Below are 13,859 nucleotides of genomic sequence, written 5' to 3'. Positions count from 1 at the left end.
GCCGCGAACCGTCCCCACGCCGCGGAATACCCCCGATGGGAGCAGGACCTACCGGCGGACGGCCAGGCCGAGCCTGACCGCGTAGTGCTCCTCCAGCCGGCCGTCCGGGAAGAGGGCGAGCAGGCGGGCGCGTTCGGCGGCGAGGAAGGCGTCCGTGCCCGGTTCGCCCACCAGGAAGAGGGAGTGCGTCGACAGCTTGCCGAGGTGGGCCTCGACGGAGATCCGGCGCGACCAGTTCAGCCGTCGGGCGGTGAAGTGCAGGCCGGGAAGCGACCGGGCGGGCTCGTTCATGTACCAGCCGGGGCCGAAGTGCTTCTCGATGCGCGCCTGCTGCTCGGCGATCCACTCCACGTCCGTGTCGGGGTCGTTGGACCAGACGGCCAGCGCGCCCCCGGGCCGCAGGACGCGCAGCGCCTCGGGGCCGGAACGGCCGGGGTCCGTCCAGTGCCAGGACTGCGCGTAGGTCAGCAGGTCGGCGCCCCCGGTGGCGAGCGGCAGCCGGTCGCCGTCGCCGCGGACCAGCGCGATCCCCGGATTGCGGCGGCGGAACTCGGCGGCCATGCCCTCCCCGGGTTCCACCGCCACCACCCGGGCCCCGCGGGCGTGCAGGAGGGCGCTCGCGATCCCCGTCCCCGCGCCGACGTCGGCGACGCGGGCGCCGGAGAGCGGGAAGCCGGCCAGCTCCTCGACGGCGTCGAAGAGCGCGGCCGGATAGGAGGGCCGGTGTTCGGCGTAGCGTGCCGCCGCGGAACCGAACGAACGAGCACGGGATCCGGTCGTCATACCGTCCATATACCGTCCATCATGGACGGCTGGTCAAGAGGCCCTCGCCGGCCCTGCCTCAGTCGACCTGGAGCTCGCCCATCCGGCTCCAGCCGGCGGCGCCCGCGATGGTGGTGCTGACGATGTCGGGCGTACGCGTGACCAGCGGACGCATGGTGTCCAACGCCTTGGCGAAGTGCTCGGAAGTGACGTGCGCTTCGGCCGCGTCGTCCTGGAACGCCTCGACCAGGACGTAGGTGTCCGGCTCCTCCAGGCTGCGGGACCACTCGAACCACAGGTTGCCCGGCTCGGCGCGGGTGGCGCGGGTGAACTCCGCGACCTTCTCCGGCCACTGGTCCACGTATTCGGGCTTGACGGCGAATTTCACCACAATGAAGATCATTCAGCCATTGTAGGCACGGCTCCGGTGCCGCCCGTCCGCCACCCGGTCAGGGCGACTCCTGGAGGTAGGCGGAGATCATGGCCAGGTCGTTGGCGATGGCCACCACGCCCTGGGTGCCGGCGTTCGGGGTCATCGCGCCGGTGACGCCCGCGTAGAAGGGGTCGAAGCGGCCGCCGCCCTTGTCCAGGTAGCCGGCGATGGTGATGGCGCCCACGGCGAGCCGGTCGTTGAGGAGGTCGGCCCCGACCGCCGCACCGGTCTTCGCGAACACCTTGCCGCGGGCCGGACAGTCGCGGCAGTTCTCCGCGAGCAGCCCGTCGACCCCGAGGATCGGCAGCGCCTCCCGGAACCGCCGCGCGTCCGGGGTGCCCTGCCAGTACGCGAGGATCTGCACCAGCGCCTGCGGGGTGATCCGGTCGGCGGGGTTGCCGCCCCGGCCGTCCGCCAGCGCCACCTGCTCGCGGTCCACGCCGACCCGGTCCAGGAAGGAGGCGAGCACCGGGAAGCCGTCCTCGCACCGGTGGCTGCCGGTGCTGACGGCCAGCAGGCAGACGTCCAGGTTGGCGCCCAGGTTGTGGCTGACCTTCAGGATCAGCTTCGCGTACTGCTCGTACGGGGGAGAGGTGTACGCGGCCACGCGCGGCCGGCCCTCGTAGTCGCGCGGCAGCCGGGCGACCGGGTTGGGCCCCGCCGCAGGGGCGGTGACCTCCACCCCGGCCCGGCCGAGCGCCTGGATCAGCGCCGTCCGGCCGAACGCGGCCGGGTCCGTGATCGGGGAGGTGCGCAGCAGCGGCCGGGCGTCCGCGGCGATGGCGCCGGACAGCCGGATGCGGGTGCCGGTGCTGTCGGCCGTCACCGTGATGTCCGTCGGCTTCCCGGCTGCGACGGTCTTCACCGTCGAGGTGACCTCGTACGGAGCGACCTTCGGCCGCCAGTCCAGCTTGGCGGCGGCACCCGCCCGGTCCCCGGGGGTGGTCAGCAGGTCGATGAGGTTGTCGTTGACGATGAGCGGCGTCGGCACCGGGTCGAGCTCCGGGTCGGGGGCGAACAGCCGGCTGTCGACGATCACGTCGCCCTCCACCCTGGTGATGCCGGACTCGCGGACCTGCCGGGCGAGCCGGTCGATCCCGGCGAGGGGGTTCTCCGGGGTGAGGGTGGCGCCCGGGAAGACGTCGGCGTAGGTGTGGTCGAGGTCCGTGTACGCGACCGTGCCGTCGGGCCGGGTCCGGCCCCCGAGGGTGAGGTCGCCCTGGGCGACGAGGTCGAGGTCCCCGGTCAGGGTGGAACCGTCGCGCTGCCCGACCGCGTAGACGGGGGTCACGAAGCGGTGGTCCCGGCCGAGGGTCTGCCACGCGGCGGAGACGGGGAACAGCTTCGCTGTGGAGCCCGGTATGAAGAACTGCCCCGGGAACAGGCTGTGCACCACCCGGCCGTTGGCCGGCTCGGTCTCCAGCAGCCCCCACTGGGCGTAGCGGTACTCGGGCTTGCGCATGATCTCGGTGATGCGCGGGTCGAGGCCGCCTCCGGAGGGCGAGGGGGAGGGCGGGGGTGAAGGAGCCGCCCGGGCGGCACCGGCACCCGAGGCCAGCGCCACCAGCAGCAGGGCGGCGGCACATCCGGCCGTAGCCCGGCGCCGCAACGCCACGGGCAGGATCGGATTCCCCACGGCGCGCTCCGTTCGTCGCGGCTGCCCTTCCACAGCGGTCCGGGCCCCGCCAACAGCGTCCCACGCCCCCCTGGGGCCCGCACGTCACCCGGTTGCCGTAAGGGCCGGTCAGATCCGGCCCGGGGGCCCGGCGGTGGCGAGGGCTTCGCGGGAGGCGCGGGTGGCGGTCGCGGCGGCCTCGGGGCCCGGTTCGCCGGGCAGGTACACCACGCCTTCGGAGAGCCGTCCTTCCCACCAGCACAGCCCGGCCTCCGCGACGGCGTCCTGCGTGGGGACGGTGGCGGTTCCGCACCACACCTGCCCGTCCGGACCGGCCTCGCCGAAGGACTTCGCGCGGCGCGAACCGTACGGGACGCCCCCGCTCAGCCGGCCGCCGGGCCGAACCGCCGCCGGTAGTCCGACGGCGTGATGCCCGTCTCGCGGCGCATCAGCGCGCGCAGGTTGGCGGCGGTGCCGAGGCCGCTGTGCCGGGCGACCAGCTCCATGCGGGACTCGCCGCGCTCGATCAGCCGGCACGCCAGGGTGAACCGTTCCCCCGTGAGCCAGGCCAGCGGCGTCGTTCCCAGCTGTGCCCGGAACCGGCGGTGCAGCGTCGCCGGGCTGACCGCCGCCCGCGCGGCGAGGCCGGCGACCGTGAGCGGCGAGTCCAGCCGCTCCTGCGCCCACGCCAGGACGGGTGCCAGGGACTCGTCCGGCAGGTCGGGGACGGGGCGCTCCACGAACTGCCGCTGGCCGCCGTCCCGGTGCGCGGCGAAGACCAGGCGCCGGCTCACGGAGTTGGCGATCTCCGCGCCGTGGTCGCGGCGGACCACGTGCAGCCCGAGATCGAGCGCGGCCGCGCTCCCCGCGGCGGTGAGGATGTCGCCGTCGTCCACGAACAGCACGTCCGACTCCAGGCGGACGGAGGGGAACCGGGCCCGGAAGGAGTCCGCCCACTGCCAGTGCGCGGTGGCCCGGCGGCCGTCGAGCACTCCGGCCTCGGCCAGTGTGAAGGCGCCGCTGCAGAAGCCCATCAGGCGCGCCCCGCGCGCGTGGGCCCGCCGGACCGCCTCGAGCACGGCGGGACGGCGGGGCACCTCCACGTCGGGGCGGTTGGGGACGATGAGGGTGTCCGCCGTATCGGCCGCTTCCAGCCCGGCCACCCCCGTGAGCGTGAAGAACCCGTCGCGCATCAGGGTGTCGGGCGCGGGGGAGCAGAGCGTGAAGTCGTAGAGGTCACGGCCGATCTCCGGCCTGCGCAGGCCGAAGACCTCGGTCGCGCAGCCCAGTTCGAAGGGGTTCGAGTTCTCGTCGACGATCACGACGACGCGGTGCGAGGATTCTTTCGGCATGTGCAATTCCTAGCACTCACCCCGGCCGTGCGGAACGGCGCAGCATGGGCCCATGACCGACGAACCCATTTCCCTCGCCACGGCCCTGGCCACCTTCGACGCGCTGTGGAGCCCCCGCATCGTCACGCGCGTCAACGACTACGACGTCCGCATCGCGAAGGTCCAGGGCGAACACGTCTGGCACGCCCACGACGACACCGACGAGTTCTTCCTGGTGCTCGACGGCGAGCTGGGCATCTCCCTGCGCGAGCCCGCCGGGGAGCGCACGGTCGTCCTCCCGCGCGGGGCGGTCTTCACCGTCCCGCGGGGCACGGAGCACAAGCCGCACTCGCCCTCCGGCGCGGCCATCCTCATGTTCGAACCCGCCGGGACGCCGACCGTGGGCGACCGCCACGACGAGGTCCCGGACCATGTGGACGCCACGACCGGGCACCCTCTCGACGAGGGAGGCCGCTCGCTCGTGTAATCACGCGGGAGGGAACCAGCTGTAGCGGGCATCTTGTGGCCCGGGGCAGGGCTGGCTACAGTCCGATGTTACACGTGTAACACCGGACTGGCTGACCCCCGGACAGCCTCGCGTGAAAGGGCCGCAATGACGCAATCGCTCCCGGCCGGGCCCGACCTGACCTGGCCGCCCCCTCCCTTCCAGGCGCCCGTGCCGCCCGTGGTCGCCGAGGACGGCGTGCGCCGCTTCGACGGAGTCACCTACGCCACCCGGCCGGGCTACCGGCCGCGGCTGCTGGACGTCCAGGTCCCCGCCGCGCGGGGTCCCGTCCCGGCCGTGGTCTGGATCCACGGCGGCGGCTGGCTGGACGGCGACCGCCGCTACCCGCCGCCGACCGTCCCCGCCGGACTGCTGCACGGCACGGTGCTCGCGGCCGGGCTGGCCCTGGTCTCCATCGACTACCGGCACAGCCTCGAAGCCCCCTTCCCGGCGCAGCTGCACGACGTGAAGGCCGCCATCCGCTACGTCCGCAAGTTCGCCGGCGTCTTCGGCATCGACCCCGACCGGATGGCCGTCTGGGGCGAGTCCGCGGGCGGCCACCTCGCCGCCCTGGCCGGCCTGACCGGCCCGCACACCCCCGGCGCCGCCGCCCTGGAGGGCGCCGAGGGCGTCGGCGCCGGGGACACCTCGGTCCGGGCCGTCGTCGACTGGTACGGCGTGTCCGACCTGGACTCCCTACGGGAGCACCCCATGCCGCCGATGCCACCGGGCCTGGAGTTCCCCGACCCCTGTGACGCGCTGCTGGGCGGCACCGAGGCGGAACGGCCGGCACTGGCCCGCGCGGCGAGCCCGGTGACGTACGCCGCGCCCGCCGCCGGCGGAGCCGGGGCGCCGCCGTTCCTGCTGGTCCACGGCACGCGGGACGGCCTGGTCCCTTACGGCCAGAGCGAGGCGCTCGACGCGGCGCTCCGCGCGGCCGGCGGGCAATGCGTACTGGAACCGGTGGAGGGCGCCGACCACATCTTCCTCGGCGTCCCGGACGTCACCCCGATCGTGACCCGCAGCGTGGCGTTCCTCGCCCGCCACCTGGACGCCTGAGCCGCGCCCATGAGCGAGAGACCCGTTCCCGCGCACCGCAGGCCCGGCGTACTGCCGCTGGGCCTGCTGCTGGGCGGGGACGCTGTTCACGCCGGCCATGGTGTGGAGCCGTACGTGGCTGCACGCGCACTGGCGGCGACACCGTCGCGGGCGCGGCGGCCGGGGCGGCGGCCGCGCTGCTGGTGTGGCGCGCCTTCATGCCCGTACTCGCCCGGGAGGAACGCGGCTCCGCGCTACCCGAGGGGGTGCCGCGGACCGTACCGCCACAGCCCGCCGGAGCTGAGGCGGACGCGGCCGGCAGGCTCCGGGGGGCGCCCGCCGGCCGCCTCAGGACGACTGCCGGTGCACCAGGACCGGTTCGATGCCCGGGACCCCCGGGGCCGTGCCCTGCGAGACCAGCGCGTGCAGGGCGTCCGCGACGGAGGCGGCGGAGGGCAGCTCCAGCGCGACGCTGGTCAGCGCGGGACGCTGGAGCGCCGACAGCACCAGGTCGTCACAGCCCACGACGGCCACCTCGTCCGGTACGGAGATCCCCTCGGCCATCAGCGCGTGCATCAGCAGGGCGGCGTACTCGTCGTTGTACGCGAAGACGCCGTCCAGGCCGAGCTCCCTCCACCGGCGGGCCAGCGCCGTCGCGGACTCCCGGGTGTAGGCCAGCTCGACGGGCGTGACGGTCACCGGATGCCGCGCGGCGACCTGCTCGGCGCCGGTCAGCCGCGGCCGGGCGAGGGCGTCGAGGCCGCGCTCGCGAGGGATGACCACGCCGATCCCGGTGCGGCCACGGGCGATGAGGTGCTCGGTCGCGGTCGCACCCACGGAGGTGTGGTCGAAGGCGATGGTGTGGACCCCGTCCACGGGCTGCGAGGCGAAGGCGAGCATCCCGCGCACCCCGGCACGGCGCAGCACCTCGGCCGCCCGGGCGGTGAGGCGGTCGCCGTCGAGGGAGAGCACGGCGGCCGGCCGGAACTCGGCCCAGGCGCGGGCGGCTTCGAGCGGATCGGCGAAGCGGCCGGCGTGCATGACGGTGGTGTAGCCGTGCCGCTCCAGCTCGCTGAGCAGGTCGTCCACCCACTCGCTCACCAGGCGCCCGACCGCCGACACGGAGGCGGGCATCAACACCAGGTTGCTGCGGCCCGCGCGCAGGGACCGGGCGGCCGCGTTCGGCACGTAGCCGAGCTGCGCGGCGGCGGCCAGCACCCGCGCCCGGGTGCCCTCGCTGACCCGGTGCCCCTGGGTGTCGTTGAGCACGAAGGAGACGGTGGCGCGTGACACCCCGGCCAGGCGGGCGACGTCCGCGCTGGTGGCCGACGCGGGAGCCGATGCCTCTTTGGCCATGGCGTGCTTCATCGCTCTCTGTAGCCCGATGCTGCCCTGTCGTTTCAGGTTACACGAGTTAAACCCGAAAGCCCGGGGCGTCCGGCGCGACCGGCCCGGACCGGACGGATACGGTCGGCCGGTACCGGCGTCCCCTCATGATCACTTCTCCCGCCGCCGACTCCGCCGACTGGCGTGGCCGACCGGGCCAGCTGGGGCGGGCGCGTCCCGATCCGCCTCCAGTGCCACATCGGGCTGGGCACCCTTTCCCGGGCCCGGCGCGCAGCCGCCGTCACCGGCCGCGACTTCTCGGGGCCGGCCGTGGCCGCGGCCGGCGACCTCGTCGCGCGGATCGGCGCCGGCACCGCGCGCTTCGTCACCGCCGGCGTCCTCTCCGAAGACGGGCGGGCCGTCGGGTACGACTACTTCGAGCGCGGGGAGCGGTAGCGGAGCTTCCTGTTTCGTGGGCTATAGTTGATCTCGAGCTCGCCGCCGCGAAACACGGTGACGGGACGATGCGTTGGTGGTCCAAGGAAAGACACCCCACTTCCCGTGGGGGAATGCAGGTGCAAGGCCTGCCCAGCGCTCTGACAAGGCCCCGGCCTCCTCACGGAGACCGGGGCCTTTCTGTTGCGCCGGACCGGCCGTCATCCGTTCCGCTTCTGCTCGCCGGCCGGGAGGCCCAAGGCGCGGACGAGGTCGTCCAGTTCCGCGCGGAAGAGCTTGTCCGGGCTGGAGGTCTGCGTGCGCAGGTGCCCGTAGACCTCCAGGGTCACCAGGCCGTGCAGCCGGCCCCAGAGGCGCATGGCCAGGGCCACGCCCGCCGGGGGCAGGCCGGGGAAGGCCGGGCGGACCTTGTCGAGGAGCGGGGCCTCGAAGTCGGACCACTGGAATTCGCCGTCCGGGTGGAGGGGTTCGGCGTACGGCCAGGCGGCCGCCGCGAGGGCGGTGAGGCCGAGGCAGACGCGGCGGGCGGCGTCGGGGGCGGCACCGTCCGGCGGGGCCTGGTAGCCGGGTACGGGGTCGCCGTACACGAGGCGGAAGCCCTCGGGGTTGGCCAGGGCCCAGTTCCGCAGGGCGTGTGCCCAGGCCCGGATCCGGGCGGCCGGGTCCGCGGCGGGGGCCGCGTCCCAGGCGGCGTCCACGGCGTCGGCCAGCGACGTGTACACATCCCCGATGAGCGTGGTCACCAGGTCGTCGCGGGTGGCGAAGTAGCCGTAGATGGCGTTGGCGGTCATGCCCATCTCGCGCGCGATGGCGCGCAGGGTGATCGCGTCGGGCCCGCCCGAGGCCATCAACTCCAGCGAGACCTTCTTGATTTCGGCCGTCGTCTCGGCCCGCAGCCGCTCGCGGCGCCCCTTGGTGCTTCCCACGGCGCCACTCTACAGAGTCACTTTCCCGAGTGCCGTATCTTTACTTCACGGCGTATAGTTTTCACACGGCGTGCATCGACATGGATCGCGCCTTGTCACCGACCGACCGACACAGGGGAGAGCCATGCAGATCGGAGTCATCGGGGCCACGGGCGGGATCGGCAGCCGCGTCGTCACCGAAGCCCTCGACCGGGGGCACCACGTCACCGCGTTCAGCCGGGACGCCACGGGGATCCGGGAGGACCGGAAGAACGTCACCTGGAAGAGCGTCGACGTCCTCGACGCCGGCGGCATCGCCGCCGTACTGCCCGGACTGGACGTGCTGATCAGCGGATTCCAGCCCGGCAACGCCGCCAGGGACTTCACGGACACCGTGCGGCGGTCGATAGCCGATCCCACCGTGTACGCCACCGCCGCGAGGGCGCTGCTGAAGGCCCTGGAGAGCCACCCCCGGACCCGGCTGATCGTGATCGGCGGCGCCGGCAGCCTGGAGGTCGAACCGGGCCTGGTCATGGCCGACTCCGAGGAGCACCTGTTCAACACCCTGGACCCGCTCGGGCTGCCGAGGGAGTACGCGGCCGCCGTGCGCGGCGCCCGCGACGCCCTGGACGTATTGCGCACCTCCAACCGGCTCTGGACCTACCTCAGCCCCGCCATGGACATCGCGCCCGGGGAGCGCACGGGCCGCTTCCGGACCGGCGGCGACCAGCCGGTCCTCGACGCGGACGGCCGCAGCCGGATTTCCATGGAGGACGCCGCCGTGGCGCTCGTCGACGAGGCGGAACTGCCCCGCTTCGTCCAGCGCCGCTTCACGATCGGCTACTGACGCGGGGACGGGTGCCGGACCGGGGCCCCGGCCGTACGCTCCGAGCCGCCGTCAGGTGCTGCGCCAGACGAGCGTGTAGCGCCAGAACAGGCGCCGGCGCAGGCGCGCACCCGGGAGGACGCGGCGGGCCTCGGCGGCGATCTCGGCGAATCCCATGGCCGCCGGCCGGGTGGGGGCGGTCATCGCGACCGGCCGCGACGCCCCGCGGCCCCTGTTCTTGGCCCAGGCCATGACGACGTTCGCCGGTACGGCGGCGGCACCGAGGAGGTGGTCGCCGGTCGACTCCGCACGTGCGAGACCCACCACCACCAGCGTTCCGCCGGGCGCCAGATGGTGGCGCAGCCGGACGAGGGACTCGGCGAAGGGCAGGTGGTGGAGGGCGGCGACGCACGTGATGACCTCGTACGGGCCCGGCGGTATCCCGGCCGGCGCCTCCGCGGCGACGAAGGTCACGGCGGCGGCGGGCGGGGTCAGTTCCCGTGCCCGTCGCACGATCCCGGCATCCGCGTCCACACCCAGCACCGACGCGGCGCGCGTGCCCAGCAGCCGGGCGAGGTCGCCGCTGCCCGAGCCGACGTCGAGCGCGCGGTCGAACCGCCGGGGGAGCTGCCGCATGATCCAGCGGTGGTAGTGGGCGTTGTGGTCCCACGGGTGGGCCGCGTGGAACCGGTCGAGGGCCTGGAGGACGCGGTGCGCCAGTGTCGTCATGGAGCAAGTCGATCATCCCGCGCGCGGGGCGGGCGCCCCGGACAGGAGTAGCTCCGGGTGCGGCTCCGCGGGGCGTTGGCCAGAATGACCGTTAAGCACGCACCGTACGGGCCCTCCCGCCCGGGCCGGCCGTGCGGCGGACCGCCGACGAGACGATCGCGGGGCTGGAGATGGCGGGAGCGACCCGGCCGGCGGGCCGCGACCGGCGCCACCGGCTGCTGCCGCCGGTCGTCGCGTGGCTGATCGCGAACCTCTTCACCTGGGCCGTCGCCAAGGCCTCCGTCGCCGGCGACGGCACCCCGGTGGCGTACTGGTCCACCGGTGGCCGCAGCCGCTGGGATTCCGCCCACTACCTGTCCATCGCCGAATCCGGCTATGAGATGTTCCGCTGCCGGGAGCGTTATCCGGACTTCCGCGACGTCATCTGCGGGAACGTCGCCTGGTTCCCCGGGTATCCCATGTCGGTCCGGGCGGTCTCCGCCACCGGGCTCTCCTACGAGCTGTCCGCCGCCGTCGTCACCGAGGCCGCCCTGCTGGGCATGTTCGCGGTGCTGTGGTGGCTGCTCGGCGCCCGGCTCACCCGGGCCACCGGCCTCGCCCTCGCCATCGGCACGGTGTTCCCGGGCGGCGTCTACTTCCACGCCCTGTTCCCGATCTCCGCCGCCACCCTGGCACTGCTGGTCTGCGTCGCCGGGGTGAAGCGCGGCTCGTGGGCGGTCGCCGCCGCCGGCGGCTTCGCGGCGACCGCCTGCCACCCCGTCGGCGCCGTCGCCGTCGGCATGCTGCTCCTGAGCGCCTTCCTCGCGTGGCGCGGGAGCACGTGGCCCGTCCGGTTCGCGAAGGCGGGCGCGGCGGCGGCCGTTTCCGGCTGCGCCCTGCTCTGGGCCAAATGGCTGATGTGGCAGGCGACGGGCCGCTGGGACGCGTACGAGACCATCCAGGAATCCAGCTACGGCCAAGGCGGCGTGCACCAGCCGTTCGACGAGATGGCCAAGGCCTACCGCTTCCCGTTCAAGGACTGGTACACCCCCGAGGGGCACCTTCCCTGGATGGTGCGGCACGCGCTCGACGCGCACCGCACTCAGCTCTGGCTCGACACCGCCTTCGTGCTCCTCGTACTGGCGACGGCCGTCGCCCTGCTCGTCCGCCACGGCGACCGCGGGCTCGACGCGGGGGAGCGGGCGGCGGCCGTCCTGACGGCGGCGGTCTTCCTCGTGCCGTTCCTCGCCGGCGCCGAGATGTCCTGGTACCGCAATCACGCGCAGATGTTCGTCGGACTCGTCCTGGTCGCGCGCATGCCGCGATGGGTCCAGGTGCCGCTGCTGGCCTGCTGCGCGGCCCAGTACGCCCTGCTCGGGGCGATGTTCTTCTCCGGAGTGCTCGTGTGACACCCGCTGGGCCCGCTCTTGCGGATCACGTCGGACCATCCGCCGGCCGGCCGGGACGGAGCGCCGGAGGGGCCGAGAAGCGGCTCCCTGCCCGGAGACCAGCGGATCCAGGAGCTCGTCCGCAGGCACTTCGACATCGTCTGCCGGTGGCCGGGCCGGCCGCGGCTCCCTAGCGCTGTTCCCCGTCCGTGTCACGGGCCACGAAGTAGGTGGGCCGGGCCTGCACGGCCGTGTAGATGCGGGCCACGTACTCGCCGAGCATCCCCACGCAGAACAGCTGGACGGCGCCGAAGAACAGGACCGTGGTGATCAGGGAGGTCCAGCCGGGCAGGGTGTTCCCCGTGGCGTGGGCGACGAGGGTCCAGACGAGGAAGCCGAGGCACACGGCGAGGCTGCACGCGCCGATCGCCGTGGCCAGGCGCAGGGGGGCCGCCGAGAAGCTGGTGACGCTGTCCAGGGCCAGGAGGACCATCCTGTGCAGGGGGTACTTGGTGGTGCCCGCCACTCGCTCCCCGCGCTGGTAGGTGATCCGGCCGCCGGGGAAGCCGAGCCACGGAATGAGCAGCCGGTAGATCTGCTGCTGCTCGGGCAGGGACTTGAGGGTCTCCACCACCTGGCGGGACAGCAGCCGGAAGTCGCCGGCCTGGGCGGGTACGTAGGAGCCGGCCAGACGCCGCATCAGCCAGTAGTAGCCGGCGGCCGTCCGGCGTTTGAAGCCGGTGTCGGTGGACCGGTCCGTCCGGACGCCGTAGACGACGTCCAGGCCGTCGGCCCGGGCCAGGGCCAGCATCTCCGGGATGACTTCCGGCGGGTCCTGGAGGTCCGCGTCCATGCTGATCACGTAGGCCCCGCGGGCACGGTGCAGTCCGGCCGTCAGGGCCGCCTGGTGGCCGCTGTTCCGCCGGAGGGTCACGACACGGAGCTCGGGCCAGGCGGCGCGCAGGTCCTCCAGCACGCGGGGGGTCCCGTCCGTCGAGCCGTCGTCGACGGCGAGCACCTCGTACGGTTCCTCGCCCCCGTCCAGGACGGGCCGCAGCCGCGCCGCCAGAACCGGCAGGGACTCCTCCTCGTTGAAGACGGGAACCACGATCGACAGGAAGACCGGTTCGCCGGGTGGGTCGCACACAGCACTCATGATGCGGGAACCACCCGGACCCGGCACGTCAGCCCGCCGTGGACTCCGGGACCCGGCCGGTCACCACCAGGTTGCCGTCCGCCGTCCGCCGGGCGAGGGCGCCGGTGCGGACGTAGCCGTCGGGGGTGAAGCAGCGGGCGTCGGGCGCCCGGTAGCGGCCCCGAGGGGTGTACGGGCCACGCGCCAGGAGTTCACCGGGCTCCCCGTCCGGCACGTCCCGGCCGTCGGCACCGACCAGGCGGACCTCGTCGTCGGGCGAGAGCGGGCGGCCGTGCGTGGTGAGCACGGCCTCGTCCGGATCGGCCGGCCGGGTGAGCACCACCGGCCCCGCCGCCCGGGCGAAGACCTGCTGCGGACGCGCGCCCAGCCCGGATCCGAGCCGCTCGGCGACCGTCCGGTCCGGCGGCGCGCCGCCGGTCTGCACCAGACGCAGACTGCTCACGTCGGCCCGGACCGAGTGCAGCGCGTCGAGCCAGGCCGCTGCGGCGTCGGCCGGCAGCGACGTGAGGGTGACCCGCTCCCGCTCGATGAGCGGCAGGCATGCGGCGGGATCCGGCCCGTCGGCCAGGACCACGGTCCCGCCGGCGGTGAGCGTGCCGATGATGCCGGGGCAGCCGAGGGCGAAGACGGACGCGGCGGGCAGCGCGGCCAGGTACACGTCCTCCTCGGTGAGAGACACCAGCTCGGCGGCGGCCCGCGCCTGGTAGGCGAAGTCGTTGTGGGTGCGCGGAACGAGCACGGGAGCCCCCGTGCCGCCGCCCTCGCCCTCGCCGTCGCCCTCGCCGAGCAGCAGGAACGCCACCTGCCCGGCGCCCGGCGGGAGTGCCGGCTCGGGTGCGGCGTCGATGGAACCCAGCGGCGCGTACTGGCAGTTCGACGGGTCGGTGGTCATACCGCCGTACGGCGACTCGGTCCCCGGCGCCTCGTACGTGAACACCCGCCGCAGGAAGGGCCAGCGGGCCGCGATGTCCGCGGCCATCGCCGTGTGGTCGACGCCCCGGTACGCCGCCGGGCCCACGTAGCCGACGGCCTGGGTGACCCGTACCAGCTCGGGCACCTCGGACGCGGGGTACGAGACCGGGCAGAGGACGGGGACGACACCGGCGCGCATCAGCGCGAACACGCTGACCACGAACTCCGGCACGTTCGGCAGCTGGACCACGACCCGCATCCCGGGCCGCAGCCCGCGCAGCCGGAACCCCGCGGCCATGCGGTCCACCCGCCGGTTCAGGTGCGCGTACGTGACGCGGGTCCCGCCGTGCACGAGCGCGGTCCGCGGCCCGTACTGCAGGGCCCACCCCCGCAGCAGGTTGTCCAGCGTGTTGCCGCCCCAGTGCCCGGCCGCCCAGTAGCGGTCGACGAACTCCTCCGGCCAGGGGGTGCAGCCGTCGAGCATGGATGCCATTGGAT

General features: G+C 74.1%; 15 protein-coding genes. 5 read left to right on the top strand and 10 right to left on the bottom strand.

Translation table 11 applies throughout. The annotated features are described in order from the left end of the window. Window positions 1-48: 48 nt before the first annotated feature. The 5 genes from ACZ597_RS18225 to ACZ597_RS18205 form a co-directional block, all read right to left on the bottom strand. Complete coding sequence (locus ACZ597_RS18225; RefSeq protein ID WP_471330823.1) at window positions 49-783, bottom strand: class I SAM-dependent methyltransferase; 735 nt, start codon at window positions 781-783, stop codon at window positions 49-51. A 58-nt stretch (window positions 784-841) separates the two neighbouring features. Then, window positions 842-1,165: a putative quinol monooxygenase gene (locus ACZ597_RS18220; RefSeq protein WP_471330821.1), complete on the bottom strand. Its 324-nt coding sequence runs from the start codon at window positions 1,163-1,165 to the stop codon at window positions 842-844. A gap of 46 nt (window positions 1,166-1,211) precedes the next feature. Continuing rightward, window positions 1,212-2,831 carry a D-alanyl-D-alanine carboxypeptidase/D-alanyl-D-alanine endopeptidase gene (gene dacB, locus ACZ597_RS18215; RefSeq protein ID WP_471330819.1) on the bottom strand — a complete coding sequence of 540 codons (1,620 nt, stop codon included), beginning with the start codon at window positions 2,829-2,831 and terminating at the stop codon, window positions 1,212-1,214. A gap of 108 nt (window positions 2,832-2,939) precedes the next feature. Continuing rightward, window positions 2,940-3,128, bottom strand: a complete 189-nt coding sequence (locus ACZ597_RS18210; RefSeq protein WP_471330816.1) for a hypothetical protein — start codon at window positions 3,126-3,128, stop codon at window positions 2,940-2,942. 65 nt (window positions 3,129-3,193) lie between these two features. Continuing rightward, window positions 3,194-4,162, bottom strand: a complete 969-nt coding sequence (locus ACZ597_RS18205) for a GlxA family transcriptional regulator (protein ID WP_471330813.1) — start codon at window positions 4,160-4,162, stop codon at window positions 3,194-3,196. A gap of 52 nt (window positions 4,163-4,214) precedes the next feature. On the opposite strand from ACZ597_RS18205, the gene ACZ597_RS18200 reads away from it, so the two are divergent. Both ACZ597_RS18200 and ACZ597_RS18195 read left to right on the top strand, forming a co-directional pair. Beyond that, the gene (locus ACZ597_RS18200; RefSeq protein ID WP_471330810.1) at window positions 4,215-4,628 is read left to right on the top strand and encodes a cupin domain-containing protein; all 414 of its coding nucleotides are present in this window, start codon (window positions 4,215-4,217) and stop codon (window positions 4,626-4,628) included. Window positions 4,629-4,754: 126 nt separating this feature from the next. Then, window positions 4,755-5,705, top strand: coding sequence for an alpha/beta hydrolase fold domain-containing protein (locus tag ACZ597_RS18195; protein WP_471330808.1), 951 nt, complete (start codon window positions 4,755-4,757; stop codon window positions 5,703-5,705). Between the two features lie 327 nt (window positions 5,706-6,032). Here the strand turns inward: ACZ597_RS18195 and ACZ597_RS18190 are convergent, their stop codons facing one another. Continuing rightward, a complete protein-coding gene (locus ACZ597_RS18190; RefSeq protein WP_471330805.1) occupies window positions 6,033-7,040 on the bottom strand; it encodes a LacI family DNA-binding transcriptional regulator in 1,008 nt (335 codons plus the stop codon). 174 nt (window positions 7,041-7,214) lie between these two features. Between ACZ597_RS18190 and ACZ597_RS18185 the strand changes: the two genes are divergently transcribed. Continuing rightward, the gene (locus ACZ597_RS18185; RefSeq protein WP_471330803.1) at window positions 7,215-7,466 is read left to right on the top strand and encodes a hypothetical protein; all 252 of its coding nucleotides are present in this window, start codon (window positions 7,215-7,217) and stop codon (window positions 7,464-7,466) included. 200 nt (window positions 7,467-7,666) lie between these two features. On the opposite strand, the gene ACZ597_RS18180 is transcribed toward ACZ597_RS18185, so the two are convergent. Continuing rightward, window positions 7,667-8,392: a TetR/AcrR family transcriptional regulator gene (locus ACZ597_RS18180; protein ID WP_471330800.1), complete on the bottom strand. Its 726-nt coding sequence runs from the start codon at window positions 8,390-8,392 to the stop codon at window positions 7,667-7,669. Window positions 8,393-8,516: 124 nt separating this feature from the next. Here ACZ597_RS18180 and ACZ597_RS18175 point away from each other — a divergent pair, with 124 nt between their 5' ends. Further along, a complete protein-coding gene (locus ACZ597_RS18175) occupies window positions 8,517-9,218 on the top strand; it encodes an NAD(P)-dependent oxidoreductase (RefSeq protein WP_471330799.1) in 702 nt (233 codons plus the stop codon). Between the two features lie 51 nt (window positions 9,219-9,269). Here the strand turns inward: ACZ597_RS18175 and ACZ597_RS18170 are convergent, their stop codons facing one another. Continuing rightward, window positions 9,270-9,926 carry a class I SAM-dependent methyltransferase gene (locus tag ACZ597_RS18170; RefSeq protein WP_471330797.1) on the bottom strand — a complete coding sequence of 219 codons (657 nt, stop codon included), beginning with the start codon at window positions 9,924-9,926 and terminating at the stop codon, window positions 9,270-9,272. A 131-nt stretch (window positions 9,927-10,057) separates the two neighbouring features. Here ACZ597_RS18170 and ACZ597_RS18165 point away from each other — a divergent pair, with 131 nt between their 5' ends. After that, window positions 10,058-11,314, top strand: coding sequence for a hypothetical protein (locus ACZ597_RS18165; protein WP_471330794.1), 1,257 nt, complete (start codon window positions 10,058-10,060; stop codon window positions 11,312-11,314). A 169-nt stretch (window positions 11,315-11,483) separates the two neighbouring features. Here the strand turns inward: ACZ597_RS18165 and ACZ597_RS18160 are convergent, their stop codons facing one another. Further along, entirely contained in the window at window positions 11,484-12,449 is a 966-nt protein-coding gene (locus tag ACZ597_RS18160) for a glycosyltransferase family 2 protein (protein ID WP_471330792.1), read from the bottom strand. A gap of 28 nt (window positions 12,450-12,477) precedes the next feature. Further along, window positions 12,478-13,854, bottom strand: coding sequence for an AMP-binding protein (locus ACZ597_RS18155; RefSeq protein WP_471330790.1), 1,377 nt, complete (start codon window positions 13,852-13,854; stop codon window positions 12,478-12,480). Between the last annotated feature and the right edge of the window lie 5 nt (window positions 13,855-13,859).

The organism is Streptomyces sp. NPDC040718 (genome assembly GCF_055593565.1).
This window is presented reverse-complemented; position numbering and strand designations above follow the sequence as displayed.

Coding starts and splice junctions, on each gene's coding strand:
- ACZ597_RS18225 (WP_471330823.1), bottom strand. CDS start 783: ATGACGACCGGATCCCGTGCTCGTTCGTTCGGTTCCGCGGCGGCACGC.
- ACZ597_RS18220 (WP_471330821.1), bottom strand. CDS start 1,165: ATGATCTTCATTGTGGTGAAATTCGCCGTCAAGCCCGAATACGTGGAC.
- ACZ597_RS18205 (WP_471330813.1), bottom strand. CDS start 4,162: ATGCCGAAAGAATCCTCGCACCGCGTCGTCGTGATCGTCGACGAGAAC.
- ACZ597_RS18200 (WP_471330810.1), top strand. CDS start 4,215: ATGACCGACGAACCCATTTCCCTCGCCACGGCCCTGGCCACCTTCGAC.
- ACZ597_RS18195 (WP_471330808.1), top strand. CDS start 4,755: ATGACGCAATCGCTCCCGGCCGGGCCCGACCTGACCTGGCCGCCCCCT.
- ACZ597_RS18190 (WP_471330805.1), bottom strand. CDS start 7,040: ATGGCCAAAGAGGCATCGGCTCCCGCGTCGGCCACCAGCGCGGACGTC.
- ACZ597_RS18175 (WP_471330799.1), top strand. CDS start 8,517: ATGCAGATCGGAGTCATCGGGGCCACGGGCGGGATCGGCAGCCGCGTC.
- ACZ597_RS18170 (WP_471330797.1), bottom strand. CDS start 9,926: ATGACGACACTGGCGCACCGCGTCCTCCAGGCCCTCGACCGGTTCCAC.
- ACZ597_RS18160 (WP_471330792.1), bottom strand. CDS start 12,449: ATGAGTGCTGTGTGCGACCCACCCGGCGAACCGGTCTTCCTGTCGATC.
- ACZ597_RS18155 (WP_471330790.1), bottom strand. CDS start 13,854: ATGGCATCCATGCTCGACGGCTGCACCCCCTGGCCGGAGGAGTTCGTC.